The sequence below is a fragment of the Saccharopolyspora phatthalungensis genome, assembly GCF_014203395.1.
Taxonomy (GTDB): Bacteria; Actinomycetota; Actinomycetes; order Mycobacteriales; family Pseudonocardiaceae; genus Saccharopolyspora; species Saccharopolyspora phatthalungensis.
Genome location: NZ_JACHIW010000002.1, coordinates 249,009 through 273,894 on the forward strand (window position 1 = coordinate 249,009; position 24,886 = coordinate 273,894).

At 68.0% G+C, this 24,886-nt stretch carries 27 protein-coding genes and 1 pseudogene; 16 read left to right on the forward strand and 12 right to left on the reverse strand.

The genetic code is table 11. From position 1 onward, the window contains the following. Positions 1-173 precede the first annotated feature (173 nt). Complete coding sequence (locus tag BJ970_RS28035) at positions 174-1,043, reverse strand: helix-turn-helix transcriptional regulator (RefSeq protein ID WP_184732335.1); 870 nt, start codon at positions 1,041-1,043, stop codon at positions 174-176. Between the two features lie 168 nt (positions 1,044-1,211). On the opposite strand from BJ970_RS28035, the gene BJ970_RS28040 reads away from it, so the two are divergent. Beyond that, complete coding sequence (locus BJ970_RS28040; protein WP_184729847.1) at positions 1,212-1,988, forward strand: SDR family oxidoreductase; 777 nt, start codon at positions 1,212-1,214, stop codon at positions 1,986-1,988. A gap of 34 nt (positions 1,989-2,022) precedes the next feature. On the opposite strand, the gene BJ970_RS39090 is transcribed toward BJ970_RS28040, so the two are convergent. Continuing rightward, complete coding sequence (locus BJ970_RS39090) at positions 2,023-2,148, reverse strand: hypothetical protein (protein ID WP_281399639.1); 126 nt, start codon at positions 2,146-2,148, stop codon at positions 2,023-2,025. 459 nt (positions 2,149-2,607) lie between these two features. Further along, on the reverse strand, positions 2,608-2,985 hold the full coding sequence (locus BJ970_RS28050; RefSeq protein WP_184729849.1) for a hypothetical protein: 378 nt from the start codon (positions 2,983-2,985) through the stop codon (positions 2,608-2,610). A 381-nt stretch (positions 2,986-3,366) separates the two neighbouring features. On the opposite strand from BJ970_RS28050, the gene BJ970_RS28055 reads away from it, so the two are divergent. Both BJ970_RS28055 and BJ970_RS28060 read left to right on the forward strand, forming a co-directional pair. Next, on the forward strand, positions 3,367-3,828 hold the full coding sequence (locus BJ970_RS28055; RefSeq protein ID WP_184729851.1) for an STAS domain-containing protein: 462 nt from the start codon (positions 3,367-3,369) through the stop codon (positions 3,826-3,828). Positions 3,829-4,017: 189 nt separating this feature from the next. After that, entirely contained in the window at positions 4,018-4,563 is a 546-nt protein-coding gene (locus BJ970_RS28060) for a DUF1697 domain-containing protein (protein WP_184729853.1), read from the forward strand. Here the strand turns inward: BJ970_RS28060 and BJ970_RS28065 are convergent. The 4 genes and pseudogenes from BJ970_RS28065 to BJ970_RS28075 all read right to left on the reverse strand — a co-directional run bounded on the left by BJ970_RS28065 (position 4,526) and on the right by BJ970_RS28075 (position 8,622). Next, positions 4,526-6,055, reverse strand: coding sequence for an NAD-glutamate dehydrogenase domain-containing protein (locus BJ970_RS28065; RefSeq protein ID WP_184729855.1), 1,530 nt, complete (start codon positions 6,053-6,055; stop codon positions 4,526-4,528). The two genes, BJ970_RS28060 and BJ970_RS28065, sit on opposite strands and share 38 nt — an antisense overlap. 80 nt (positions 6,056-6,135) lie before the next feature. Then, positions 6,136-6,699, reverse strand: a pseudogene (locus tag BJ970_RS38270) (hypothetical protein); the annotation flags it as partial. Between the two features lie 73 nt (positions 6,700-6,772). Next, entirely contained in the window at positions 6,773-7,687 is a 915-nt protein-coding gene (locus tag BJ970_RS28070) for an aminoglycoside phosphotransferase family protein (RefSeq protein WP_184729858.1), read from the reverse strand. Positions 7,688-7,827: 140 nt separating this feature from the next. Then, complete coding sequence (locus BJ970_RS28075; protein WP_184729860.1) at positions 7,828-8,622, reverse strand: maleylpyruvate isomerase family mycothiol-dependent enzyme; 795 nt, start codon at positions 8,620-8,622, stop codon at positions 7,828-7,830. 393 nt (positions 8,623-9,015) lie between these two features. Between BJ970_RS28075 and BJ970_RS39095 the strand changes: the two genes are divergently transcribed. Together BJ970_RS39095 and BJ970_RS28080 are read left to right on the forward strand one after the other, a co-directional pair. Beyond that, positions 9,016-9,144, forward strand: a complete 129-nt coding sequence (locus BJ970_RS39095; RefSeq protein WP_281399640.1) for a hypothetical protein — start codon at positions 9,016-9,018, stop codon at positions 9,142-9,144. Then, a complete protein-coding gene (locus BJ970_RS28080) occupies positions 9,141-9,323 on the forward strand; it encodes an LbetaH domain-containing protein (protein ID WP_221468578.1) in 183 nt (60 codons plus the stop codon). Before BJ970_RS39095 ends, BJ970_RS28080 begins: the two co-directional genes overlap by 4 nt. A gap of 4 nt (positions 9,324-9,327) precedes the next feature. Here BJ970_RS28080 and BJ970_RS28085 read toward each other — a convergent pair whose 3' ends face one another. Together BJ970_RS28085 and BJ970_RS28090 are read right to left on the reverse strand one after the other, a co-directional pair. Further along, a complete protein-coding gene (locus tag BJ970_RS28085) occupies positions 9,328-9,639 on the reverse strand; it encodes a hypothetical protein (RefSeq protein WP_221468292.1) in 312 nt (103 codons plus the stop codon). Next, positions 9,636-10,196, reverse strand: coding sequence for a hypothetical protein (locus BJ970_RS28090; protein ID WP_184729862.1), 561 nt, complete (start codon positions 10,194-10,196; stop codon positions 9,636-9,638). Before BJ970_RS28090 ends, BJ970_RS28085 begins: the two co-directional genes overlap by 4 nt. Positions 10,197-10,398: 202 nt before the next feature. Here BJ970_RS28090 and BJ970_RS28095 point away from each other — a divergent pair, with 202 nt between their 5' ends. Continuing rightward, complete coding sequence (locus tag BJ970_RS28095) at positions 10,399-11,427, forward strand: tyrosine-type recombinase/integrase (protein WP_184729864.1); 1,029 nt, start codon at positions 10,399-10,401, stop codon at positions 11,425-11,427. Between the two features lie 140 nt (positions 11,428-11,567). On the opposite strand, the gene BJ970_RS28100 is transcribed toward BJ970_RS28095, so the two are convergent. Continuing rightward, positions 11,568-11,786 carry a DUF397 domain-containing protein gene (locus BJ970_RS28100; RefSeq protein WP_184729866.1) on the reverse strand — a complete coding sequence of 73 codons (219 nt, stop codon included), beginning with the start codon at positions 11,784-11,786 and terminating at the stop codon, positions 11,568-11,570. A 4-nt stretch (positions 11,787-11,790) separates the two neighbouring features. Further along, positions 11,791-12,663, reverse strand: a complete 873-nt coding sequence (locus tag BJ970_RS28105; RefSeq protein ID WP_184729868.1) for a helix-turn-helix domain-containing protein — start codon at positions 12,661-12,663, stop codon at positions 11,791-11,793. 280 nt (positions 12,664-12,943) lie between these two features. Between BJ970_RS28105 and BJ970_RS28110 the strand changes: the two genes are divergently transcribed. The 10 genes from BJ970_RS28110 (at position 12,944) to BJ970_RS28155 (ending at position 21,700) form a co-directional block, all read left to right on the forward strand. Further along, positions 12,944-13,156 carry a hypothetical protein gene (locus BJ970_RS28110; RefSeq protein WP_184729870.1) on the forward strand — a complete coding sequence of 71 codons (213 nt, stop codon included), beginning with the start codon at positions 12,944-12,946 and terminating at the stop codon, positions 13,154-13,156. Positions 13,157-13,341: 185 nt separating this feature from the next. Further along, complete coding sequence (locus tag BJ970_RS28115) at positions 13,342-14,304, forward strand: NAD-dependent epimerase/dehydratase family protein (protein WP_184729872.1); 963 nt, start codon at positions 13,342-13,344, stop codon at positions 14,302-14,304. Positions 14,305-14,398: 94 nt separating this feature from the next. Next, positions 14,399-15,307, forward strand: a complete 909-nt coding sequence (locus BJ970_RS28120; RefSeq protein WP_221468294.1) for a thymidylate synthase — start codon at positions 14,399-14,401, stop codon at positions 15,305-15,307. After that, positions 15,304-17,022, forward strand: coding sequence for a carbamoyltransferase family protein (locus tag BJ970_RS28125; RefSeq protein WP_184729876.1), 1,719 nt, complete (start codon positions 15,304-15,306; stop codon positions 17,020-17,022). Before BJ970_RS28120 ends, BJ970_RS28125 begins: the two co-directional genes overlap by 4 nt. Next, positions 17,004-18,059, forward strand: coding sequence for a hypothetical protein (locus tag BJ970_RS28130; RefSeq protein WP_221468295.1), 1,056 nt, complete (start codon positions 17,004-17,006; stop codon positions 18,057-18,059). Before BJ970_RS28125 ends, BJ970_RS28130 begins: the two co-directional genes overlap by 19 nt. A gap of 39 nt (positions 18,060-18,098) precedes the next feature. Then, entirely contained in the window at positions 18,099-18,629 is a 531-nt protein-coding gene (locus BJ970_RS28135) for a P-loop NTPase family protein (protein ID WP_184729878.1), read from the forward strand. Beyond that, positions 18,626-19,420: a class I SAM-dependent methyltransferase gene (locus BJ970_RS28140; protein WP_184729880.1), complete on the forward strand. Its 795-nt coding sequence runs from the start codon at positions 18,626-18,628 to the stop codon at positions 19,418-19,420. The genes BJ970_RS28135 and BJ970_RS28140 overlap by 4 nt, the downstream gene beginning before the upstream one ends. Continuing rightward, positions 19,417-20,187 (forward strand): phosphotransferase, encoded by a 771-nt coding sequence (locus tag BJ970_RS28145; protein ID WP_184729882.1) that lies wholly within the window; start codon positions 19,417-19,419, stop codon positions 20,185-20,187. Before BJ970_RS28140 ends, BJ970_RS28145 begins: the two co-directional genes overlap by 4 nt. Next, the gene (locus tag BJ970_RS28150) at positions 20,187-20,843 is read left to right on the forward strand and encodes a histidine phosphatase family protein (RefSeq protein ID WP_184729884.1); all 657 of its coding nucleotides are present in this window, start codon (positions 20,187-20,189) and stop codon (positions 20,841-20,843) included. The genes BJ970_RS28145 and BJ970_RS28150 overlap by 1 nt, the downstream gene beginning before the upstream one ends. Continuing rightward, positions 20,840-21,700 carry an aminoglycoside phosphotransferase family protein gene (locus BJ970_RS28155; protein ID WP_184729886.1) on the forward strand — a complete coding sequence of 287 codons (861 nt, stop codon included), beginning with the start codon at positions 20,840-20,842 and terminating at the stop codon, positions 21,698-21,700. The genes BJ970_RS28150 and BJ970_RS28155 overlap by 4 nt, the downstream gene beginning before the upstream one ends. A gap of 170 nt (positions 21,701-21,870) precedes the next feature. On the opposite strand, the gene BJ970_RS28160 is transcribed toward BJ970_RS28155, so the two are convergent. Next, positions 21,871-24,798: a Tn3 family transposase gene (locus BJ970_RS28160; RefSeq protein ID WP_184729888.1), complete on the reverse strand. Its 2,928-nt coding sequence runs from the start codon at positions 24,796-24,798 to the stop codon at positions 21,871-21,873. Positions 24,799-24,886 lie beyond the last annotated feature (88 nt).

Sequence of the window (24,886 nt, forward strand, 5' to 3'; positions counted from 1 at the left end):
CTGGATTTCCGTGTGAGCTGTTTTCGCCGCTCACCTCTGTCACTCAACCAACCGATGGCCAGGAAATGGGGGCCGAAGAAGGCCTTGGTTATCGGGGGACAGACAGGGCCACCCTCGGTGCTCACACAGCAAAGGGCCCGCTCCGTCTGGGGGGAGCGGGCCCTGGTGGGGTGTCAGTGGGTTTCGATCGGGATGTCGGGCCGTTCTTGGTCGTGCCAGTGGGCCAGCAGCCGCAACGAGGTTTCCGAGGCCGAGCCCGGTTGCGTGGTGTAGACGAACAGGATCTGATCCGCATCGCCGGCGGGATGCAGGGCCTGGTATTCGACGGTGAGGTCACCGACCAGCGGGTGGCGGTAGGCCTTCGTTCCAGTCGTGCGTTGGTGCACCTTATGGTCCGACCACCACCTGCGGAACTCCTCGGAGTGGATCGACAGCTCTCCGATCAGGGCGGACAGCTGCGGGTCGTCCGGGTAACGTCCGGCGTCCAGCCGGAGCATCGCCACCGTGTCCGCCGCGACGGTCGCCCAGTCGGCGTAGAGCTCGCGGGCGTGCGGGTCGAAGAATACAAACCGGGCCTGGTTGCGTTGCGGTGCGGGCAGCGCGCGGAACTCGGTGATCAACGCGCCGGCCAGCCGATTGTGCGCCAGCACGTCCAGCCGCCGGCCCAGCACGAAAGCCGGGCAGTACACCTCATCCAGCGTCTCGATCAGCCGCAGGGTTGCGGGGTCCACCCGCTGCGGGCGGGCGCGGCGTTTGCGCTTCGCGGGTTCAGGACGGGCGAGGTTGAACAGGTGCTGACGCTCGGCCTCGTCAAGCCGCAGCGCCACCGCCAGCGCATCCAGCACCTCGGCTGAGGCACTGCGGCTGCGGCCCTGCTCCAGCCGCGTGTAGTAGTCCACGCTGACCCCTGCCAGCCGCGCCAGCTCCTCCCGCCGCAGACCCGGCACACGGCGGCGTGCGGATTCCGGCTCCAGACCGACCTGGTCCGGGCTCACCCGCGCGCGGCAGGTGCTCAGGAACTCCGCGAGCTCCGAGCTGTCCATAGCGTTCATACCAACCCAGTCTGCCCGTCCGCGTCCTGGGCACGCGCGGCGAAGGTGGCCCTTCTTGTCCCCCGATACGCACGGCCCTGTTCGGGCCACCCTGGGGGCTTGCCGGCTGGTTGTGTTGGTGCCGCAGACCTGGCCCCGACTTCGAACGGACAAGCAAACATGTCAGCAGTCATCACCACCAGCCCGCTAGCCGGCCGTGTCGCTCTCGTCACCGGAGCCTCCAGCGGCATCGGGGAAGCCACCGCGGAACGGCTGGCCGCGTTGGGCGCCAAGGTCGCCGTGGCCGCCCGCCGCAAGGACAACCTCGACGCCCTCGTGGCCCGCATCGCCGCTGCGGGCGGCACCGCGCTGGCCGTCCCGCTCGACGTCACTGACCGGGATGCTGTCACCGCCGCCGCTGAGCAGATCACCGACCAGCTCGGCCGAGTGGACTTGGTGTTCAACAACGCCGGCGTCCAGCTGATCTCCCCGATCGAGGACCTGCAGGTCGACGACTGGCAACGCCAGATCGACCTCAACATCACCGGCGTCATGAACGTCATCGGCGCATTCGTGCCCCACCTCACCGACGCCGCCGTGGCGGGCGGCTCCGCTGACCTGATCACCACGTCCTCGATTGCGGCAACCCGGGTCCTGGAAAAATTCTCGATCTACTCCGGCACCAAGGCCTACATCAGCCAGCTCACCCGGCTACTCCGCGTCGAGCTGGGCCGCAAGATGGTACGGGTGGCCACGATCGAACCGGGCATGGTCGACACCGAGTTGCCCGACCACGTCACCGACCCCGACGCCAGCAAGCTGATGGCCGACCTGATCCACGATATCGACGTCCTCAGCCCGGCCGACGTCGCCCAAACCGTCGCATTCATCGCCTCAATGCCCCGACACGTCAACCTCACCGAGATCACCATCCTGCCCACCGCCCAGGCTGTCTGAGCAGCTCAGCAAAATTGGGCAAGATGGATCCTCTTCACCGGCGGCTGTCGCCGGGTGCCAGCAGGCCGGTGATCTCGGCCAGCGCTTGGTCGGAGGGTTTGAAGTAGCTGCGGACGTTCTCCGGCTTCTTGTGCCGGGACTTCGCCATCAACAGCAACAACGACGCACCGGCCTCGCCAAGGTGGGTCAGCGCGGAATGCCGAAACTCGTGCAGGTCCCACCCGGTGCCCGGGCCCCGGTGCGCGGTGTGGGCGTCGAGCAGGGCCCGGGCCTGACCGGGCGACCCCGGTATCCGGGCAGGTGTCGCGGGGACCGAGGACCTTGCCGGGGCCGGGACGCCGGTGAGTGGTGAACACCGGGCCCCTGCAGCGGCCCTTGAGCAGCCGAGGCAGCAGCCGGGCGGTGCGAGCGTCCCAGTAGACGGTCTCCAGCACCACGTCGTCGCGGGTCTGCCCGCGACGACGGGTCTTCGCCCACGCGCCCTTGGCCTACACCGCCGCGCGACGCCCCGCGAGATCGAGGTCCTCGACGTTGAGCCCGAGGATCTCCTCAGCGCGGCCGGCGGTTTCATAGAGCATCCGGTAGAATGTCTTCTCCCGGAGCGCGACCTCGCGACGCGTTACCAGCCGGTCGATCGCCAGCCGGGACCGCACCGGAGTCTCGGAGTCCGGGGACGCAAGGCGCTTGCACCACCCTGGCACGGCCGGGGCCTCGTGCCGTTCCCAGCACCAGGACAACCACGAACCCACCGCCGCACGGCGCGCGTTCCAAGTACCCACCGCCGCCTGACCCACAGCGATTCCAGGGCCTCGCCGACCTCGTCGTCGGTCACCGTCGCCAGCGGCCGGTCCTCGCCGAGCTTCGCAGCGGTCTTGCCGACCGCCGTGGCGTAGCCGCGGCGCGTGTTCGGGTTCGCCAGCGAATCGAGGAACACCTCGGCCGCCCGGCCGACGGTCAACGCCGAGGGGTTCGTCGGCGGCGCGACGACGGTGGACACTCGCGTTCTCGCTTGCCACAGATAACAGGGTCGCTTCACACCAGGACCAACGCAGGCTTAGCGCACGATCCGCCACGGATGTTTCCTCAACTCCTGGAATGTACCCACCAACGCAGTCACGCTGTGTGACAGTGCCTTTCGTCTGCATGGTGTCTTTTGTCGCCCGGTCGGTCAGCGGCGAGGCATGTCACCACCCCAATGTCACCTGATCGAGACCGAGCATCACACGAACGTGGCGAGCCTTGTTGGGTGAGCGAGCGGCTCCTACGGTGGGAGATGCGGTTGAGCAGCCGCCACGGCGTACCCCTTGCGTTGAGCGCAGCGGCGAGTTCCCGGGCCCGTGGCCAACCGAACCGTCGATACGCAACCAGGGGAGGTAGCGTGATCGTCTCCAGATCAGGCATGCCACCGGCCGCGTGGACCGATCATGGCCACGCGATCGTCACACCATGCACCGCTGACGATCCCGTCGCCACGCACGCGACCAGCGTTTCCGCGCTGCGGCTAGCCGTGGAATGGCCCGCCGCGGGGGTCGTGGTGGTGCGCATCGGGGGTGAGATCGACCTGTCCACGGTGCCCAGGCTCACCGAGGTGATCCGCCAGCGCCTGACCGCCGCGGCGTTGAACACCGTGATCCTGGACCTCTCCGGGGTGTCCTTCGCCAGCAGCGCCGCCATTGAACTGCTGCTGCACTCCCAGCGCCGGGCCGATCATCGGGGCGTCCAGCTTTTCGTCGTGCCCGGCGGTGGCGCGATTCTGCGGCTGCTGACGATCACCGGGCTGCGCGAACGGTTCGTGTGCCGGGAAACCGCGGCCCAAGCGGTGGCCGACGCAGGCGTGTGAGTCCGCGACCGGCACGGTTGCCCGAGCATGGCAAGGCGCCGGTCTGGGGCGCGACCGTCCGGAAGGGATTCCCAGACCGCGCAGTCCAGACCGGATCCGCGCAGTCCTGACCGGAACACACCGCGGCCTTTTCCCGGGTTCGACGGAAAGCCGGGAACGGCGGCGCCGCTGGATGGCAGGATTGTCGCCGTGAGCACCTACATCGCGTTGCTGCGTGCGGTCAACGTCGCCGGGCAGAGCCGGATCGCGATGGCAGACCTGCGTACCCTCGTGATCGCCGCCGGGCACGGCGAGGTCGCCACCTACCTGCAAAGCGGCAACGTGGTCTTCACCTCCGATCTGACCGACGCCGAGGCGGTGGCCGCCGGCCTGCGGCAGCGACTGGCCGCCGAACTCGGCGTGGACACCGCGGTCATGGTGCGCACAGGCACCGAGATCACCGGCATCGCCGCGCACAACCCGTTCCTGGACCGGCAAAGCGATCACGCCAAACTGCACGTGGCGTTCCTGGCCGCCGAACCCGACGCCCGGCGCGCCGCGCAACTGAGGGTGCCCGCCGGCGCACCCGAAGAACTCCACCTGGATGGGCGGCAGCTGTATCTGCACTACCCGCACGGCGCGGGCCGCTCCAAAGTCACCGCCGCCTACCTGGAAAAACAGCTCGGCGTCAGACTCACCGCCCGGAACTGGAAAACCGTTACCGCGCTGGCCGGCCTGGCCCAGCAACGCTCATGAGCGCCACGGCCGCCCCGAAGCCCGCACTGCCTGGTTCGGGCGAGAAGACGTCACGCGGCCCGCGGATCGGAACTGATCTGCGCGAGGTTGCGCAGATCCTGCAACGCCACCCGTATCGGGCCAGCGCCACCCCGGTCAGCCGCCGCCGCTGCGCGAACAGGTCCTCCCGCAACGAGATCTTGGCCAGCAACTCCCAGTGTGACTCCGAGGGCAGCTCGACGATCTGCTCCTGCAACCAGTCCATCCCCAAACCCACGTCCAGCGCCGAATACACCGCCGCTACGAACCCCACGTCGCGGCGGTCGGCGGCGATCTCTACCACGTCCAGCGATGCCGCCAGCGGCCCCAGCGCGGCGATCCGGCCCGCCAGCACTCCCGGCACCCCGTATCCGGTCAGCTCGGCGGTGCGGCGCTGCACCATCTCGGCCAGCGCCGCGGGCAGCACCGGCGCCAGCTGCCGGATCTGCCGTCGGAAATGTTCGACCTCACCGGCGATGTCCACCGGTGGCCGCCGGTTACGCAGGAACCACAACGTGCCCAGCTGGCAGAACCGCTGCAAGTCGTGGAACATCTCGGTGCGCACTCCCGGCGGACAGGCCGTCGCCAGCGAGTCCACTTCGGACCACAGGGCGTTGAGTCCGAAGATGTCGCGCACCGCAAGGTACGCGCGTACCGCATCGGGCGTGCTGACGCCGGTGGTCTCCTCCAGCCGGGAGAAGAACCCGGTCCCGACGTGGTCGGCCAGGTCGTTGCTCAACACGGTGGTCAGGATCTGCCGCCGCAGTGGGTGCCGGGCCATCGTCGGCCCGAGCCGCTGCCGCAACCCTGGCGGCACGTACCGCAGCAGCTCGCCGGCCAGATACGGTTCGTCGGGCACCGGCGAATCCGAAAGCTCCCGCGCGAGGCTGTTTTTGGCGTGCGCTAGCAGCACCGCAATCTCCGGTCGCGCCAGCCCCAGCCCCAGCCCCGCCTTGCGCCGTGCGGCAAGCGCCTCCTCATCGAGTAGGCACTCTAGTTCGCGGTCGAGGTTGTCGCGCTGTTCGAAGCTGCGGATGCTCTGCGCGTGCTGGTCCAGGAACACCGGAGCGTCCGACTCCACCACCCCCAGCACCCGCGACTGCAAGCGGCTGTCGGTGAGCACCGCGGTGGCTACCTCGTCCTGCACCGCCGCCAGCGGGCCGTCGCGGATCGCCGCATCCAGCAGGATCTTCAGGTTCACCTCCCGGTCGGAGGTGTCGATGAAATCGGTGTTCATCCGGCCCCCGGCCAGCGCGTACTCGACGCGGGCCCGTTGCGTGAAGCCCAGATCGCCGCCCTCGACCACCACCCGGGCCCGCACCTGGTCGGCGTCGACCCGGATGGCGTCGTTGGCCGGGTCCGCGGCCTCGGGATGGGTCTGGCTGCTGGCCTTGACGAACGTGCCGACCCCGCCGTTGCACAACACATCCACCGGCGCCCGCAGCAGCGCGAAATACGCCAGCAGGGCCCGCACGAACTCCGGGCGGCCCGCCAGCGTCGCCTCCACATAGGGGCGGCTGAAGGTGAACCCGGCCTCCACAGATAGCGGTACGCCGCCTGCCGCCACGGCAACCCCGCGGTCAGCACCAGCCGGTTGAACCCGTCCTGCTCGGCCCGCGCGGTCCACATCGCCGCGAACGCGTCCTCCACCAGCCGGGCGGCGTCCTCGGTGAGGTCCCCGAAGTCGTGCAGCAGCCCGAAATCGTCGATCCGGGCAGGGTCCCGCCCCGCCGGGCGGATCTCGTAGCTGCGATGGTCGGCCACCCGCAACCCCAGCCCGGCGAAAATCGGCAATACTTCCTGCACCAGCGGCGCGGCAGCCGCCCAGCAGATCCGGAACCGCACCCAACCGGCGGGCTCGCCCGGGATCCGGTACAAGCGGCCCAGCGGTGGTCCCGAGGGGTGGCCCTGCATGCTGGCGATGTCCTCGACCGCTTGCGCCACCGGCGAATCCTCCCGGTATCCCGGGGAGAACGCCCGCCCGTAGGTTGCCGTCGCCGCGCGGCCCTGCTGCGTGCCGAAGGTGGCCAGCAGTTTGGCCGCCAGTTCCCGGTCCCACTGCTGGTACCGCCGCGTGTAGGTCTGGGATTGCTCGGTCACCGGTGCGCCTGGCTGCATGGCCTGCCTCCTCACCTGCGACCGGACCAGTGTCGGGTGCGACCGCCCCGGCCGACCGGGGCAGTTGGACCGCTCAGGGCCCCAGCGGCACCAGCGCCTCGGCCACCGCGACCTGCACTTCGTTCAGGGTGGTCTGGCCGTCCTCGACGTCCCACAGGCAGTTCTGCAGCGCCCGTCCCAGCGTCCAGCCCGCCGCGCGCTGGCGTTCCAGGCCCAGTGCCTCGACCATCACCCCGAACCGGCGCCGTACCGCCGCGGCGACATCGCCGGTGGCCACCACGTCGTCCCACCGGTTGTCCAAGGCCGGCATCAGCTCGAAACCCGGGTCACCGGCCAGCGGCTGCGGGTCGATGGCCAGCCACGGTTCCCGCTGCGCGGCCAGCACGTTGTCGTAGTGCAGGTCCCAGTGCAGCAACCGGTCACCCGACTCGCCGCACAGTTCGGCGACCACGCCCGCGCAGTGCTCCAGCAACCGCCGCTGCGCCGGATCGGCCAGCCGCGCGCACGCCCCGGGAACCGCAGTGAGCATCGCCGCGGCGATATCGGCCAGCCGCCGCAACCCAGGGGGAGCGGGCACCGCGCTCAACCGCGCCAGCAGCCCGGTCAGGATCCGCAAGGCCGCTAGATCGTCCTCCACGCTCGACAACGACCGGGCCGCGAGCCGTTCCAGCAGCATGCTGCCCGACGCCGGGTCGTGCGCCAGCAGCCGTACCGCGCCCCGTCCGGCCCACGTGCGCAGGCCCAGCGGCTCCCCGGCGGTGTCGTCGGTGACCGGCTGCAACTTCAGCACCGCGTAGCTGCCGTCGGCGCGGACGACGGGCAGCACCAACGCCACCATGCCGTGCCGGGCGGCCCCGTTCAGCCGCAGGTCCCACGCCGCCAACCGCTGCTCGGCCAACCCGGGCAGCTCGGCGATCCAGGTGGACGCACCGAAGATCTTGCGGTGGGTGGCCGCCAACTCGGCCGGAACCACAAAGGCAGAAGGCATCGTTCAACCGCCCCTTCGTCTTGAAATGAACACCAGGACGAAGAAGCGCTAGGCGGGCCGCGGATGCGTCAAAGCACGACAACCACTCTAGCTAGACACTTGCGGCAAATCATTTCCGCGGCGATCAGTGACGCAGCGAATCAGAACGGCACCCGCGCCGCACGCATCGCGCCCAGGACAGTGGGATCACCACGCCGCGTGATCAGCTCCGGTTCCGGCTCGGCGCGCCCCGAGAGCGTGCGCAGCACATCCACGGCATCGCCCTGCACGGTGGCCACCGGCACCCCGGTACCGATCTGCCAATCACCGGCCACCGCGCCGGTGAGCTCCAGCACGAACGCGGGCCCGCCCCACACATCGTCGAGGTCCCGCAACACCTGTTCCACCACGCCGCGATCATGCTCGTGCGGCATCAACGCTCGCCCTGTGGCACGGCAGATGTCGACGCGGTGCATCCACATGTCCCGGGCGAGGATCACGTCCACGACATAGCCCAACGACACCGGCGGCGCACCGGGATACCCGCTGTCGAACAGCTGAGCTCGCACCGACTCACCCAGGCCGGGCAGTGTTTCGACCACCCGTCGCCACAACGGTGTGAACTCGGCCAGCAGCTCACGGGGCTGCCGGTCGCGCCAGGCGTCCACCGCCATCTCGTTCATCGCATCCAGCCGCATCAGCTGCGGATACCGCGTGGCGCCGTCGCGCAGCCGCAGCGCCATGAGATCCGGAGCGAGCGTGACCTCGGCGTTGCCCAGCACATGGGAGACGACCTCACGCACGGCCCACCGGGGGCACTCGGTGGGCGCCAGCCACTCCTGGTCGGACAACCCAGCCAGCACCGTCCGCATCGCCTCGACTTCCGGGCGCAGCAACGCGGCCGCGTGGTCATGCTCGGTTCGAGCCACATCATGTGCTCGTACGACGGTGGCCATGATCCACCCCCTTGCTCGATGCATCCGACGACCCCCGGGTACCCAAGTGACGCGGTCCGGACGAGCCTGGGGCGTGAGCTCCCGGTGGTGTGCATCGTCGCCAACGGCGCGGCCATGAACGCGCGCCGATCCCGGACACCGTGATCGTCATCACCCGGCTTTCGTCTACAGCGGGCAGAGCGAAGCTGACAGGCTTGCGCATCGACGTTGCTCCAGGCGGACCAGCGCACGGCCACCGGTGTCACACTGCCCGGAAGGAGAGACCGCTGGTCGTGACAGGAAGACGGCCCGCCCGCCGAGCCTGGTGGAACCGGATGACCACCCGCGCGGCCGACCACCCGGCCGCCATGGAGTGCGCCCGAGCCTGGCCGAGGTCTCGCGCGCCACCGGCCGATGACCATCATCGAGCTCGCCGCGCACGGCGAGCGCACCTGGCACGGCATCAAGACCACAGTGGACGGACACGCCGATGTGGCGCTGCAATGGCTGCGGCGGCAACGCAAGAAAAAGGAGGACACGTGAACTCAGGGCCCTCGTGCACGCTGGCCATCGACGGGATCACCCCGCAAATCGACGCCGACGCCTTCGTGGCACCCGGCGCCGCGCTCATCGGCCGCGTGCGACTGGCCGCCCGCGCCAGCGTCTGGTACAAGGCCCAGGACTCCCGAAGCTACGGCCAGGTGCAAAGTAGATCGTTGTAGCTGGTCAGCTGACGTGCCATCCGCTGTTCCAGCCGGGGAACTTCTCGGTGAATACCGCGAATTCAAGGTTCAGGGTGTGGGCTGCCGGGGCGAACATGGCCGTGTAGTCCGGGTCGGGTGAGTACAACGTCCATCGGCGACCGCGGGCGTCGTTGACCAGGAGCAGTCCCCATTCCTCGGGCACATGACCGGCCAGCTCGACGAGCCGGTGAGGATTGGGCAGGTGAGTGTGGCGGATGCGGCCGTGTCCGGTGATGGTCATCGGGAAGGTCGGTTCGCCGCGTGGCCACCGCCAGCGCCTCATGCGCGCGGTCACGGCTGCTGGTCCGCGGTGTGGCTGGAGATGGCGGCGGCGCCGGTGAGTGCGTCGTCGACCCACTGGATGAACTTCAGCGGTGAGCTGTCGAAGTGTTCGCGGACGCGGGCTTGGATGGCGCGCACGTCGTGGCCGGGCAGGAAGTCGCGGTCGGTGTTCTCGTCGCAGCCGCAGGCGCAGGGGCGGTAGAGGAACTCCTTTTCCTCGGGTAGTTCGCAGTAGCCGACCGGGTTCTGCGAACCGTTGACGACGGGGTCGGGTTTGCCGAGCCAGGCGTCACGCACCGGATGCCCGGAGGGCAGGGCGGTGCCCTCCAGAGCGATGCGGTCGCCTTGAGCTGTCACGCCGGTGACCTCGCCGACGGCGCGGATGTGTCCTTCGCCGACGATGACGGCGAAACGCTGCCGGCTGGCCTTCTCGGCGTTCATCCGCCACACGCCTCGGCCCGCTTCCCATGCCTCTGTCTCTGTCATCCGGGGGAAGTACCCGATGAACGAGCGACCGAGGGGGTCGCCCTGCACAGTCTCGTAGTTACCGAGCTTCAACCGGATCGCCACAGCCCGCTCCAATCTTCCGTAACCGGTTCATGTCAGAACCAAGTGCATCACTGTCAACCGGAAATAAAAAGACGATGCACCGCGGGAACTAGGCCAGGTTCACGCTGATGGCGTAGCGACAGTGGCTACCGGTGCGTCCGTGATACCGGACGCACCGGGTCCTATTTCTGATACTTGTGAGTATCAGAAGTAAACTACCGGAATGGCTTCTGATATTGCCGCCGACAGCGATCATCGGGGACCGGGTTTTACTTCCGATATTTCGGCCGTTGTTGACGGTGATGTGAGCGGCGGAACCCGGCGCGGTCCTGGGGCGCGGGCGACCCTCGTGCCCGAGGCGTTCGCCGAGGTGTTCTCCGGGTATCAGGCGGCGGTGTCCCGGCCGGGTGGCCCGTTGGATGCCGATACCGTCCGGGCCTACTGCTCGCGGGTGCGGCAGTACCTGGCGTGGCTGGACACTGCCGATGTCGATGGTGATCCGCTGGCCGATGCGGACGCACGCAACGGCGCGGTGCGCGACTACCGCACTTACCTTCTGACCGTGGTGAAGCGGAAGTTGTCGACGGTGAACGCGCACTTGACCGCGGTCGATGATCTCTACCGGCACCTGGGGCTGGGGCCGGCGGTGGTGAAACGCCAGGAGGTGCCCAAGGCCGCGCCGCGGGCGCTGCCCGACAGGGCTCGGACCCGGTGGCTACGCGCGGCCCAGCGAGCCGACGCACGCGGGAAAGCGCTGGCCTACACCGGTTACTACGCCGGGCTGCGCGGCGGCGAGGCCGTCGCCCTCGACCTTGACGACGTGCGGATCTCCGCTCGCAAGGGCGTGCTGATCGTCCGCTACGGCAAGAACGGCAAGTACCGGGAGGTGCCACTGCACCCGCAGCTGCGCACCGCCCTGGACGAATGGATCATCGAACGCGCCACCCACCCAGGTGCGAAGGACACCCCGGCGCTGTTTGTCAATCAGCGTGGCGGACGGCTGTCCACGCGCGGGGCCTACGACGTGCTGAAGGAGATCGCCAATGACGCGAATCTGGAGTTCGGCCGCGACGGCGACCTCACTCCGCACTCATTGCGGCACACCACGGGCACAAACCTGGTTCGCGACGGCGAGGACATCGTGACCGTCGCCGAAATCCTGGGCCATTCCATCGAAACCGCCCGCCGCTACAGCCTTCCCACCGACGCCGACAAACAGGCCGCGATCGAGCGCCTGGCCGTGGATGAATAGCCCCTGCGAGAGTGGTGGCCCGGAGCCGCCCATACCGGCTCCGGGCCGTAGGTGAGTACATCACGACGCGCTGACGTTTTTCAGCGTGAATAGGACGGTGCCCCCAGAAAACTCTGAGGGCACCGTCCTATTCACGCTGGTCAGTGGTAGTCGAGTCGTCCGGATTTCGCGGCCGTGATCAGTGCGGCGAATGCGGTTGCAGAGAAGGCGAGGATGGGTGATGCGGCACCGAGTTTGGTGTCGCGGACCCCGATTGTTCCTGGGACTGAGCCGATTTCGACGCAGTTGTTCTCGCCTTGGCTACGGGTGGGCTTGCGCCAGTTGGTGGCGTGCGCCAGAGCGGTATGGGCGCTCTGCATGGCTTTACAGCTCCTTCATGATCGTGCGGATGTAGGTTGGCGCCTCCTCCGGTTTGCACGCCTGGACCTGCAAGAGCCGGAGTGCTTTGCGGTAGCGCACCAATTCCTCGGGCTGCTCATAGTAGAGACTGCGGATCAGCGTCTCAGTGTGCACCAGCCCGGGGTCTTCGAGCTCAGGCGCGAAGGTCAGGAAGGTGAAAGATCCCTCGATACCGGTGTGCGCGCCGGCATCAACCGGCAGCACCTGAACGGTGATGTTGGGGCGCCCCATCAGTGCCAGCAGGGCTTCGAGCTGCTCACGGGTGACCTCGGGTCCGCCGACGGGGAGCCGCAGCGCGTTCTCGTGGATCACCCGCCATACGGCGGGTGGCTGCTGCCTGTCCAGGACGGTGCTCTGGCGGGCCTGGCGGAGTCTGACCCGGCGGGCGACTTCATCATCGGGCAGCTGTGGGTCGTCGGCACGCACGACCGCCTCGGCGTAGGTCGGTGTCTGGAATAGTCCCGGTACGACACGGGCGTCCCAGCCTTCGATCTGCTCGGCCTCGGATTCCAGGCCGAGGAAGAGTTTGAAGAACTCAGGGAGCTCGTCGGCTTCGAAGTCGAAGTTAACCCACCAGTCGCGGCCCTTCTTGGCCCGTACCAAGAGATCTTGGAAGAACTCGGTGCGCTCGGGGACGCCGTAGAGTTCCAGCAGTTTGTCGAGCTGCAGTGGTGTGGGCAGCCGTCTGCCGACCTCGACGTGCTCGATGGTCTTGACCGTGCCCCGGATGGCCGTCGCCGCGTCACCGCGGGAGAGGTCCTTCTTCTCGCGCAGGCGCCGGAGGGTGAAGAAGAACCAGCGTTTGAGCGCGGTGGGGTTGCTGGGGCCGGTGCTCATCGAGCGCGCGTCCTTCTTCCGAGGTAACGGACCAGCCGATCGGAGCATTTCGTGTGGAATCCCAATTCTGTACCGTCCCACAAGTGTGCTTGGTCACCAGGTGACTACCCACGTTACAAGGTGATCGGCACGCAGTGAAGGAGCCTCTGGGGAAGCGCGCTCCAGCCGGATTTCCCAGCTGGGTGGCTGTCGAGTGCCTTCCCTGGAGGTCGCGAACGGTGGTGGATCGGCCATGACCCCGACCTGGCCGATCCACCACCCACCGGCGGGAGGGCCAGGGATGACTACAGCTGTCAGCGACCAGTGCGCCGAGGTATGGACTGATCACCTCGGGATCGTGCACGAACGCGAGCCCGGTGAGCGGCACCGCACGCTGTGCGGTCTCAACGCTGGCGAGTCGAACCCGGTCGTTGGTGCACGGGTGTGCCGCTGCTGCGTGGCGGAGCACTTCGCGATCGAATCCGCTGGTGATGCTGTGCCCGCCGTGGCCTGACTCAGGTTCTATTTGACAGGCCCTCAATCCGGACCAGCGCGTCCGCCATTCCTTTCCGTGCTGGCCCTGGTTATTGAACCGATCCGAACCAGACGACATCGAGGTATCCCATGTCGACAGTGCTCATGACCGGCTCAACCGCCTCGCGTAGCACCATCCACGATGCGTGTGGCGGTGCGAATCCGATGCGGCGGGTGGTTGTTACCGGTGCGGCTGGGTTTATCGGTGGGCATCTCGTGGAACGGTTGGTCAGGGCCGGGGTGCTGGTGATCGGCGTTGACCGGCGAGATCCGGACCGCGATGTCGCCGCCGCGGCGAACGTGGAGGCTGTCCGGGCGGCGCCGAACTTTGTGTTCGTTCCGGCTGACCTGGCCCACTGCGCGGTGGAATCGCTGGTGTTGGACGCCGACGTGGTGTTTCACCTGGCCGGTGTGCCGGGGGTTCGGCCTTCGTGGGGGCCGGGGTTCGCGGAGTACGCCGAAAGCAACATCGTGGCGACTCAGCGTCTGATGGAAGCGGCTGTGCGGTTGAAGGTCCCGCGAGTGGTGCTGGCGTCCTCATCGAGCGTGTACGGCCGGACCGGTGGTGGCGCGTCACCGGAGACCGCTGCGACGGCGCCGCTGTCGCCGTACGGGGTGAGCAAGCTGGCCGCCGAAACGCTGTGCCTGGCATACGCGCGGCGAAGCGACTCGGCCACAAGAGTGTCGGCGCTGCGCTACTTCACCGTGTACGGGCCGCGCCAGCGTCCGGACATGCTGATCGGACGGGTGCTCTCGGCGGCACTGGGTGGTCCGCCCGTGCGGTTGTTCGGTGCGGGCGATCAGCGACGCGACTTCACCTTCGTCGACGATGCGGTCGCGGCCACGCTCACGGCCGCCACCGTGCCAGCGTCGGGTGTGTTCAACATCGGCGGCGGCCGGGCGGCCAGCGTCGCCGATGTTGTGCGCATCGCCGAAGACATCACCGGTACCCGCATCCCCACCCGCCCCGTCGCCGCCCGGGACGGTGATGTGCCCGCCACCTTGGCCGACCCGACCCGCGCGCGTGAGGAGCTGGGGTGGCAACCGCGGGTGAATCTGGTCAAGGGCATGACCCGGCACTGGCAGTGGCTCAACGCCGAAGTCGGCCACGACGAAGCCGCTTCCTGACGAAAGGACCTGATCAGTGCACACCCTGTCAGCAGGATCGGCCACCGAACTGTTCACCACGGCCTGCCGTTGCCTTCGTACGCACGGTGCCGCGGTGGCGCCCCGTGGATTGGCCACCACTGAACTCCTTGGCACGCACCTGCACTTGACGCGGCCGCGGTACCGGTTCGTCGACGCGGTACCGGCACGGGTGATCAACGCCGCGTTCGCGGCCGCCGAGGCGGTCTGGATCCTGTCCGGATCCGACGAGCCGTGGATCTTCGACTTCAACAAGCGGCTGCGCCGTTTCACCGACCACGGCCGCTTGCAGGGAGCCTACGGGCCACGGCTACGGAACTGGCAGGGACGGGATCAGCTGGACGCGGTGCGGCGGCTGTTGGAAGACGACGACCAGTCGCGGCAGGCGGTGATCCAGCTGTTCAACCCCGCTCGTGATTTCTCCGGCCACCGCGATGTTCCGTGCACCTTGGGCTATCGCTTCTACATCCGGTCCGGGCGGCTGGTCATGTTCACCACGATGCGCAGCCAGGACACGTGGCTGGGCTTTCCCTACGACATCTTCACCACGACCTTGCTGCAGGAACTGCTGGCTGGGTGGCTGGGCGTCGGCCTCGGCGAGTATCACCACCTGGTCGACTCGCTGCACCTCTATGACGACCACCTGAGCCTGGCCGAAACACTCGACACCCAGCCCGTCGACGGCCAGGCCGAGACCGGGGCGCAGCTGGATCTGCGGGTGCCGTGGGAGGACTTCGACGCGCTGCTGGCCCAGATCACCGCAGGGGAACTCGTCGGCCACGCCGGTTGGGATGACTTCGCGATCGTGCTGGCCAGTTACCGCCGCTGGAAGGCCGGTGATCGCGACAATGCCCGAGCTCTGCTGACCAGCTCGGATCAGCTGCTGTCGGCCGCGCTGCGCCGGTGGTACGAGCTGCTGGAATCCGAGCCGCACCGGATCGCGCCCGCACCGGCCACGCCCAACGCTCGCGGGAGGCTGGCATGAGCCGATCGGTTCCGAACGTGGTGCTGGGGCTGTGCGCGTTCACCCATGACTCGGCCGCCGCGCTGCTGATCGACGGGCGCCTGGTGGGCTTTGTCGAGGAAGAACGGCTTTCCGGCGTCAAACATGACCGCTCGTTTCCCCGGCACGCGGTGCAGTGGCTGCTGGGCCAGCAGGGCTTGAGCGTCGCCGACGTCGACGAGGTCGCCTACAACTTCGTGCCCGCCCGCTACCTGCCCGCCGCGATCCCGGCCCCGGCGCAACTGGTCGGCGACCCGCACCGGGCGATGGCGCGGTCTCGGTCCTTCGTCAAGGTCGCCGCCCGCACCCACGCCCGGCTGGCCGAGCTGCGCGCATGGTTCCCCCGCGCCCGGGTGCGGGCGATTCCGCATCACCATGCCCACGGGCTGTACGCCTTTGCCGCATCCGGTGCCGACGACGCGGCCGTACTCATCGTCGACAGCCTCGGCGAGACCGAAACCACCACGATCGCCTCCGCACACCACTCCGGGAACGGTCGGCTGGCCTACCGGCAGCGTGAGGCAATCACCGACCCCGCCTCGCTGGGATACGTCTACGGCGCGATGACCGAGCACCTGGGATGGCGCCGCGGTGATGAGGAAGGCACCGTCATGGCCCTGGCCGCGCTGGGCGACCCGACCCGATTCCGGCAGCTGCTCGCCGACGCGGTGCGCATGACCAGACGCGGATTCACCGTCGACCCGCGGCTGATCGCGCTGCGAGTGCTCTCCGGGCGCGCGCAGCGGCTGACTCCCGAATTCATCGCCCGCACCTGTCCACCTCGGCACAGTGACGAGCCGGTGACCGACGTGCACCAGGATCTGGCCGCGGCTCTGCAGGAGCGCACGGAGCAGATCATGCTGCACCTGGCCCGGCGGGCACGGCAGGCCACCGGAGCCTCCACGCTGTGCGTCGGCGGAGGTGTTGCGATGAACTGCTTGAGCATCGGCCGAATCGCCGACGCCGGAATCTTCGAGGCCGTGACCGTCCCGCCCGCACCCGGTGATTCCGGCACCGCCACCGGCGCCGCGCTGGCTTCCTGGCACCACCACAGCGGGCACATAGCCACCGGAGCCGGAAACGCCTGCTACCTCGGCCCAGCCTTCGGCGGCCTCACCCTGGCCACCACGCCTCGGCCCGGCGCCCGCGCCCGACGCCTGCAGCACCGAGCCCGCTACCTCGCCGAACAACTCGCCGCCGGCCTCATCATCGGCGTCTTCACCGGAGCACTGGAAGCCGGTCCCCGGGCACTGGGCCACCGGTCCATCCTGGCCTCACCGCTGGATTCGTCGGTCGTCGACCGGCTCAATGCCACCGTGAAATACCGCGAGCCGTTCCGGCCGTTCGCGCCGGTCATCCTCGCCGACAAGGCATCCGACTACGTCCGCCTCGGCGCACCCTCGCCGTTCATGTCACGAGCGCACCCCGTCACCGACCTGGCGCTGGAGCGGATCCCCAGCATCGTGCATGCCAACGGCACCGCTCGCGCGCAAACCGTCGATGCGGCCCAGAACCAGTTCCTGACCGAGGTGCTCACCGAGTTCGCCGCGCTCACCGGCACCCCGGTGCTGATCAACACCTCGCTGAACGTCAAAGGCAAACCCATCTGCGGCACCCCGGACATGGCGCTGGACTGCTTGGCTGAATCCGGAATCGATGCGCTGCTCCTGGAGGACTGGTGGGTGGTGCGCCAGTGAAGATCGGCTACAGCTTCTGGGGATTCCTCGGTCCTGGGATCACTGACACCCCAGACGGCGGGCGCAGCCACCGCCGCACCCTCATCGACGGACTGCGCGAAGCCGGGCACGACATCGTGTTCCTGCAAACCAACCGCGACCTCACCGAAGCCGGTACCGACCTGCGGCAGACCTACCGCTGGGACACCGGGTTCCCCGAGATCGACGCACTGTTTCTGGAGTGGCGCTGGCCCCTCGCGGGCCGCAACACCACCCCATGCGGCGCACCCGGGCACACCTGCGACCTGCACCGGCAACAGCAGCTGGTCGAGCACTACACGCAGCACAGTCTGCCGACCCTGCTCTGGGACAAAGACCAGCAACTCCCCACCGCCGATCCACTGCGCAGTCATCCTGCGGTGCGGGTGTGCGAGCCAGCGCTGTACCCGAAGCCAGGGGCGCACAGCCTGCTGTTCCCGGTCGCCGACGACACGCTGGACACGGTTGACCCCTCCGAACTCGCGCGAGGCCGGAGGTCATGGCCAGTGGTGTATATCGGTAACCAGTACGGCCGTGACGAGGCGTTCGACACCTACTTCGCGCCAGCCGCCGCCGAGCACCACCACCAGGTCGCCGGGAAATGGACCGACACCGACCGGTGGCCGCACGTGCATTTCATCGGCCGGATCCCGTTCACCGCGGTGGACCCGCTGTATCGCGACGCGCTGGCGACGGTGCTGCTGTTGCCGCCGCGCTACGCCGCCAGCGGCCACATGACCCAGCGGCTGTGTGAAGCCGTCCTCGCCGGATGCCTGCCGCTAGCCCCGACCACCATCCGCGGGATCGAGCACTACGTGCCCGCCGACCTGCACATCACCAGCGGCCAGCACGCCACCGAGCTGATCAGCGAACTGCGCCTCACCGGGACAGCCCAGCACGCCGACCTCCTGGCCGAGTGCCTTCACCACCTGAAGATCTTCCGGCTACACCACCAGCTGGACATGATCGACACACTGCTGAACCAGCCCCACCCGACACCACCGGGCCTGCCACGGTAAACAACGGGCCCAGAGCCTGACCAACCGGAACGGAGGACCATGCGCAAGATCATGATCTGCGGGTGCGGCGGCAGCGGCAAATCCGCACTGGCGCGCCAGCTCAGCCAGCGACTCGGGCTGCCGGTGACGCACCTGGACACGGTGTTCTACGACGACGACTGGAAACCCCTGGACCACGAGGCTTTCTCCGACAGGCAACGCACGCTGGTAGCCCGGCCAGAGTGGATTATCGATGGCAACTACGCCAGCACCATGCCGATCCGGCTTACCGCCGCTGACACCGTGATCTTCCTCGATCTCCCCGCGCTGACATGTCTATGGGGAATCCTGCAGCGCCGCCTCCAGCACCGCGGCGACGACGAACTCTCCCGTCACCTGCGTGGCCGAATCACCTGGGGATTCATCCGCTACATCCTCGGCTACAGGCGCACGATGCGCCCGAAGGTCGAAACCCTGATCGCCGAGCACACCAGCGGCACGGCAGTCACCCTGCGCTCCCGCCGCGAGATGCGCCGGTTCCTGCGCTCGGTGCCCAGCAACGGCAGCCACCCGGACTCGGCGCGCACATGAGCACTAACCCGTTCCTGAATGGACAGCAGGAGCTGTACGGGACCAGCCAGCGGCTGGCCAGGCGCACCGGCGCGCTGCATGGCGCCAAAATCCAGGGCCGACCGGTGCCCGAAGTCATCAGCGAACTCCCCGACCCCGAACGAGCCCGTGCAACCGTGATCGACGTCGGCTGCGGCCGCGGTTCCACCACCGCGCACTTGGCCCAGCGGTGGAACCCCGTGCTTCTGGCCGGCATCGACCTCTCCCACGCGTTGCTGGTCGACGCCCGACGACGCCTTCCGCAGCAGGCCCGTGCGCGGTTCTTACGTGCTGACTTTCACGCACTGCCCCTGGCCGAAGCCAGCGTGGACGTTGTGGTGGCGGCGTTCTGCCTCTACCACGCACCCCAGCCTCAACGGGTCATCGTCGAGTTCGCCCGCTGCCTGCGCCCTGGTGGCCAGGCAGTGCTGGTCACCAAGTCCGCCGACAGCTACCGCGAACTCGACGAGCTCGTCACCGCAGCAGGACTCGACCCACACGCCACGCGCCGGCCCAGCCTGTACGAGACGTTCCACAGCGGCAACGCCGAGCACATCACCACACACCACCTCGCCGTGCTCAAGACGGTCAACCACCAGCATGTGTTCCGCTTCCGCGATGCCGCGCACACGGCGCGCTATTTGACCACCACTCCGAAATACGACCTCGGCGCCGACGAACAAGCCATCACTACCGCACTTCGTCCCCTTGTCGGCCAGTCCAGGGTGACCGCGACCTCGACAGTTACTTACGTCCTGGCGGAGCGGCGATGACCCCCCGGCGATTCATCAAGACCTACCGCGACGCCCGCGCCGCGGACACCGCACGCGAGCACTACCGGTGGCTGACCGGCCTCAACGCCGGGATCGAGTACCCGGAAATGATCGGCGGGACCGACATGACCCTGGGCTTCGCCCACGTGACAGGCCGGGCCGCCGAACTCGACGATCTCCCTGCTGTCGCCGCCGTACTGGGGCGTCTGCACCACGCCGCCCGCCGGGCAGGAATAGACCGGGCGCAGGTCAACTCCCGCTACATCACCCCTGGTGGGCTGTGGCTAGCCTCGTTCGCCGGACCCCGCCGCACACGGCTGCACCATCAACGCGATCTGATCCCGGACTCGCCACTGGATCATCAGGACATCGACGCATGGCTGGACCACGCCACCCTGTTCCCTGCTGCGATCTACAAAGACTCCAACCCCCGCAACTTCCTCATCACCCCCGACCGCGGTCCCGTCCTGGTCGACTTCGACTCCCTGACGCTGGCCCCCGTCGCCTATGACCTGGCCAAACTCCTGGTCACCACCGGAATGACCTACGGCCGGCTCCCCCGAAGCGCCGCCGATGACGCGGTGACCGCCTACACCCACGAACTCGGCGAACCCTGCTCCCACACCGAAATCGCCGTCTGGGCGGAGTTTCACGACCTCCTGACACGCCGCTACCTCGGCCGCCACGGCTACCGCCATCCGTGGCCGGCCGTACGCCCCTGGCCCGCGCACGACGTGACCAGCACGCCTACTAAACGGAGCCGCTGATGCCCGTCACCACCGAACTCGTCCTCGCACGCCACGGTGAAGCCGCCTGCAACGTCGCCGGATTCGTAGGCGGCTCCCGCACCTGCACCGGGCTCACCGACCACGGCCGCGAGCAAGTCGCTCGCCTAGCCACCCGTCTCACGGGCGAACCCGCCTTCGACGCGCTCTACACCAGCCCCCGCCAGCGCACCCAGGACACCGCCGCCGCACTGGCCCACGCGCTGAACCTCACCATCCGCACCGACGACGAACTCCGGGGACTCGACCACGGCGCGGCCGACGGCTGCGACTGGACCAGTATCAAAACCCGCTTCGGTGGCCGCCCCCAGCGCTATCCGCACCAGCCGATCGCCGAAGACGCCGAAGCTTGGAACACCTATCTCGACCGCGCCAGCCGGATCCTGGCCAGCCTCATCCGCCGCCATGAGGGCCAGCGCATCCTCATCGCCGCCCACGGCGAGACCATCGAAGCCAGCTTCGCATTCCTGCTCGGCCTCCCGCGCTCAGAGGCCGAACAACCCGGCATCGTCACCAGCCACGCGAGCCTGACCCGCTGGCAGCAACACCGCAACCGCTTCGGCCACACCGTGTGGATGCTGGCCGCCCACAACGACATTCAGCACCTCGCCGCTGCAGCGGAAGCCGCAACCGGATGAACGACCAGAACCTTGAGCGTCTGCGGGCCCTCGCACGCTCCGCCGGCTACGACCCGGCCGACATCACCTCACCGCCGCTCACGCATGCCACCGGCACGGTGGTGCGGATGCGCAGCACCGAAACAAGCCTCATCGGCAAGATCCACCGATCCCGCACGCTGCACCAACGCGAGGTGAGCGCCTACCGCGACTGGACCCCGCACCTCGCCGACGCCACACCCCGGCTCCTGGCCGTCGATACGGACCTGCCCGGGATCGTGATCACCGCAGTCCCTGGTCGGCCGCTGGACGAACTCGGCCTTCCCCAAGAAGCCGAACGCGCCGCATTCCGCCAAGCCGGGCAATTTCTCCGCCGCTTGCACCAGGTCCCCGTCACAGGCCACGTCCCAGAGATCACGTCCTACCTTGCTGAACGCGCGGAACATTGGATCACCCGCACCGCTGCACATCTCACCCGCCACGACACCCAACTCGTCCGGCACCATATGCGGCGACTCATGAAGATCACGACAGCACGCGTGACCGCATGCCATCTTGATTTCCAGCCCCGCAACCTGCTCTGGCATCCCGGCGAAGGACTACTCCGGCTCATCGACTTCGAACACGCACGCATCGACCTCGCGGCACGAGACCTCGTCCGCATGAACACCCGCCACTTCACCCACCGCCCCGATCTGAAGGCCGCCTTCTTCGCCGGATATGGGCCACTCAACGAATCCGATGCCGCAGTACTGGCCCACTGCACCGTCCTCGACGGCCTCACCACACTTGCGTACGGACACCGAAACGCTGACCCCGCCTTCATTCACCACGGCCGCGCCTTGCTCAGCACACTGCACCAGCCAACACCCAGATGAGTTCCTCACCCCGCGTGTTGGCCTGTGTGCGGCGGGACCAGCGCCGCGATCAGAGCTGGCTGATCGGATCCCGGCCGAGACCGGTTACCGGGTCTGACCACGTTTACGCCACGCTGACCAGCAGATACCGGAGATCGCGGCTGGCGGGAGCTTCGGGAGAACTGGGCCGGCTACGCGGCCAGGTCGAGATCCAGGTGGGTGTCCATATCCAGCAGAAACCGGCCGTAGGGATTGACGTTGGTCCAGAACAGCGCGTTGAGCGCCCGCCGATCGTCGTCGGTCAGTTTCGTCGCCCACTCCGGATCACCCAGAACCCGTTGCAGCAGCAGGGTATTGATGTAGACCAAGCAGCTCTGCAGCAAATGCAGTGCCAGCATCGACACTTCCACATGCTCCTGATCGGCACCGGTGAGCTTGCCGTCTTTGCCGTAGAAGACGACCTCGTTGGCGGAGTTCCAGTTCTCCACCACCTGCAGCCCGCCGTGGATCTCCCGGCGGAGATCCTCCGAGGTCAAGAATTCGCAGGCGAAGATCGTCCGCACGACCCGTCCGAGTTCCTCCATCGCCAAGTAGGTGGGGTTCTTCGGGCCGCCGCCTTTGGTGAACCGGCGCAGCATCTGCTCGGCCTCGGCCGTCCCGAGCCGCAGCGCGGTCGCGTACTTGACCATCTGGTCGTACTGCTGGCCGATCAGCTCCCAGTTGATCGGCCGGTTCACCATCACCTTGCCCAGCTCCGGCCAGGTCGACGCCGGCGCGTCCGGGCTGTACAGCTTGATCGCGCCGATGTTCTTCAACCGCGGCAACAAGCGGAACCCCAGCAGCTCGGTGAACGCGAACCCGACCACGCTCGCGCCGTGCGTGTCGGTGTAGTTCGCCTCGATCTCAGCGTCCGTGCAGTGCCGCAGCAGGCCCTCGATCATCGACGCGACCTCCGACGAGGAGGTGTCCTTGATCTGAGAGTAGATGCAGACCCGGCCCTTCTCGACGTGCCAGTAGATCATGATCCCGCCCGCCCCGTACCGGGCATGGAACCGCGTCATCAGGTTCGAGTCCCACGACCCGAACCGCTTCGAGTCACTCGCGGTCGTGGTGGCCTTGCCCCACCACCGCGGATCCCGCGCGGCGAACGTCGCGTTGACCACGGTCACGATCGCACGGCGCAGGTTCTCCCGCGTGATGTGGCTGGCCCGCACCCGCCGCAACGCGCCCTCGTCCTCGTCATGCTGCCCGGTGGACACCAGCGCGCGGATCCCCATGTTCGTGCCCAGCGCGAACAGGCACATCAACAGCCGGCGCCGCAACACATCCTTCGGCAAGGCTTCCCTGGTCGCGACCGACACGAACTCGGACGTGAAGTCGGTGAACAGGTCGGTGTTCTTCAGCATGTCCAGCAGGTCGATCGTGCCCCACCGCCGCGCCACCTCGGCCTTGAGCGCCGCAAGGTTCTGCGGCTCGGGCAGCTTCTCCAACGCCGGCACCGTGATCCACGGCTGCCCCTTCTTCGTAGTGATCTTCACCCCGCCCGTCGTCCCCTTGACCATCGCGGTGTTCAGCGTGTCCAAGGCAGCGCGGTGGCGACGCTTGAGGTCCTCGACGAATTCCTTCGCCTGCAGGGGTTTACCCAGCGCGGCGTAGTGCACATCGCGGTTCTCCTCGAAGTTCTGCGGCAGGTCTTCCTCCGGGTCGCGCCACCGCCCGGCGCCGGCCACCCAGATCTCCCGGCGCCGCAGTGCTTCCCGCAACGCGATCAGCACGCACAGCTCGTAGGAGATGCGCTCGACCTGGCCGTTCTCGTCGGTGACCGCGTCCCGCCACGCCTTGGGCACCACACCCTCGATCGGCGGACGGTCATCCGGGCCGTACACCCTGACCTTGCTGTCCACCGCGGCGTAAGAGCCGAGCAGTTCGACGGCATCCATCACCGGCCGGTAGGTGGTGTTGTTGCACTGAAAGTCCAGCGCGGCGAGCACCGGTGCCAGCATCCGCCGGTAATGGTGGGTGTAGGAGCCGCGCAGCTGGTAGCGAACCCGTTCCCGCACCACCCGGCTCCCGGCGAGCAGCTCCTTGACCAGCTTGCGCAGCGTCTTCTCCCCGCCCGGCACCACCGGCCACACCGCCGCACGCACCTGCTCGTCCGGGTGCTCCAGCACCGCGTTGACCATCTTGAGGAAGATGCCCTTCTTCCCCGGCACCGAGCTCATCTCACCGAGCAGTTCCTTCTCCACCCGCCGCTCCGCGCGGGCGTTGATCTTGTGCACCAGATCCACCAGCAACCCGACCAGATCATCGGTGATCTCAGCCTGGCGAACCCAGCACAACGCCGCCAGCAGCGTGTACCGCACCGGCTCGGAGCACTCGGCGAAGTCCGACGGGAACATCCGCGCCGCCCGCGACCGCCACGCCGCGATCAGCCGGTCCGACACCCCGGCGAACACCTCGCCCGGCAACCCCAGCCCACGCACCGTGCGCAGCTTCGCGATCTCGCCCAGCAGTGTCTCCAGCCCGAGCGGCCCGGGATCGGCCTTCACCTCGGCCAGGCGGCCCTCGGACTCCAGCAGCGACTGCATCGCCGCGCAGGGCGCCGACCCCAGCCGGTCCATGATCAGCGCGGCGAACGCTGTCTCGTGCTGGCGCAGCGCCGAGCCGATCACCCGCTCAATCTGGCCCTCGCTGGGTGGCTCGACGCTCTCGCTGCGGCACCGCTGCCGCAGCGCCACCTCCAGCCGGTCCCGGTTCTGTTCCACCGGACACTGCTCGGTCGCCAGCCACTGCACCCACCGCGCCCCGTCGTCCTCGGTCGCCGGGCGGAACCCCAGCGCCTCCCGGATCTGACCGCGGTGATACTTCGCCGAGCGGTTCTCGAAGGAGTACTTGCCGAACTCGGCCGGATCGACCTTCACCAAATCTGCTACGAACTCCACCGCCGCCGCCGGCACCTGCTCGCCGTAACGCGGGAACTCGGCCTCGATCTCGAAGTACTTCAGCACCAGCGCGAACCCCAGCCGCGTAGCGCCGGTCTTATTGCCCAGCAGCCGCCAGTCCTCCTCGACCAGCGTCCACGCCACGATCAGCTCATCGGGATCCCAATCCTGCTTCACCGCGCGGACGGTAGCACCCACGACACCATCGAGTGACCAACCCTCTACCGTGCGGTAACGCACCCATTGTGATCACCAAGAACGAGCC

Bases quoted from the DNA above. Each gene is read 5' to 3' on its own strand.
- BJ970_RS28035 (WP_184732335.1), bottom strand. From the start codon at position 1,043: ATGGACAGCTCGGAGCTCGCGGAGTTCCTGAGCACCTGCCGCGCGCGG.
- BJ970_RS28040 (WP_184729847.1), top strand. From the start codon at position 1,212: ATGTCAGCAGTCATCACCACCAGCCCGCTAGCCGGCCGTGTCGCTCTC.
- BJ970_RS28070 (WP_184729858.1), bottom strand. From the start codon at position 7,687: ATGCCTTCTGCCTTTGTGGTTCCGGCCGAGTTGGCGGCCACCCACCGC.
- BJ970_RS28075 (WP_184729860.1), bottom strand. From the start codon at position 8,622: ATGGCCACCGTCGTACGAGCACATGATGTGGCTCGAACCGAGCATGAC.
- BJ970_RS39095 (WP_281399640.1), top strand. From the start codon at position 9,016: ATGACCATCATCGAGCTCGCCGCGCACGGCGAGCGCACCTGGCACGGC.
- BJ970_RS28095 (WP_184729864.1), top strand. From the start codon at position 10,399: ATGGCTTCTGATATTGCCGCCGACAGCGATCATCGGGGACCGGGTTTT.
- BJ970_RS28100 (WP_184729866.1), bottom strand. From the start codon at position 11,786: ATGCAGAGCGCCCATACCGCTCTGGCGCACGCCACCAACTGGCGCAAG.
- BJ970_RS28105 (WP_184729868.1), bottom strand. From the start codon at position 12,663: ATGAGCACCGGCCCCAGCAACCCCACCGCGCTCAAACGCTGGTTCTTC.
- BJ970_RS28110 (WP_184729870.1), top strand. From the start codon at position 12,944: ATGACTACAGCTGTCAGCGACCAGTGCGCCGAGGTATGGACTGATCAC.
- BJ970_RS28115 (WP_184729872.1), top strand. From the start codon at position 13,342: ATGCGGCGGGTGGTTGTTACCGGTGCGGCTGGGTTTATCGGTGGGCAT.
- BJ970_RS28125 (WP_184729876.1), top strand. From the start codon at position 15,304: ATGAGCCGATCGGTTCCGAACGTGGTGCTGGGGCTGTGCGCGTTCACC.
- BJ970_RS28135 (WP_184729878.1), top strand. From the start codon at position 18,099: ATGCGCAAGATCATGATCTGCGGGTGCGGCGGCAGCGGCAAATCCGCA.
- BJ970_RS28140 (WP_184729880.1), top strand. From the start codon at position 18,626: ATGAGCACTAACCCGTTCCTGAATGGACAGCAGGAGCTGTACGGGACC.
- BJ970_RS28145 (WP_184729882.1), top strand. From the start codon at position 19,417: ATGACCCCCCGGCGATTCATCAAGACCTACCGCGACGCCCGCGCCGCG.
- BJ970_RS28150 (WP_184729884.1), top strand. From the start codon at position 20,187: ATGCCCGTCACCACCGAACTCGTCCTCGCACGCCACGGTGAAGCCGCC.
- BJ970_RS28155 (WP_184729886.1), top strand. From the start codon at position 20,840: ATGAACGACCAGAACCTTGAGCGTCTGCGGGCCCTCGCACGCTCCGCC.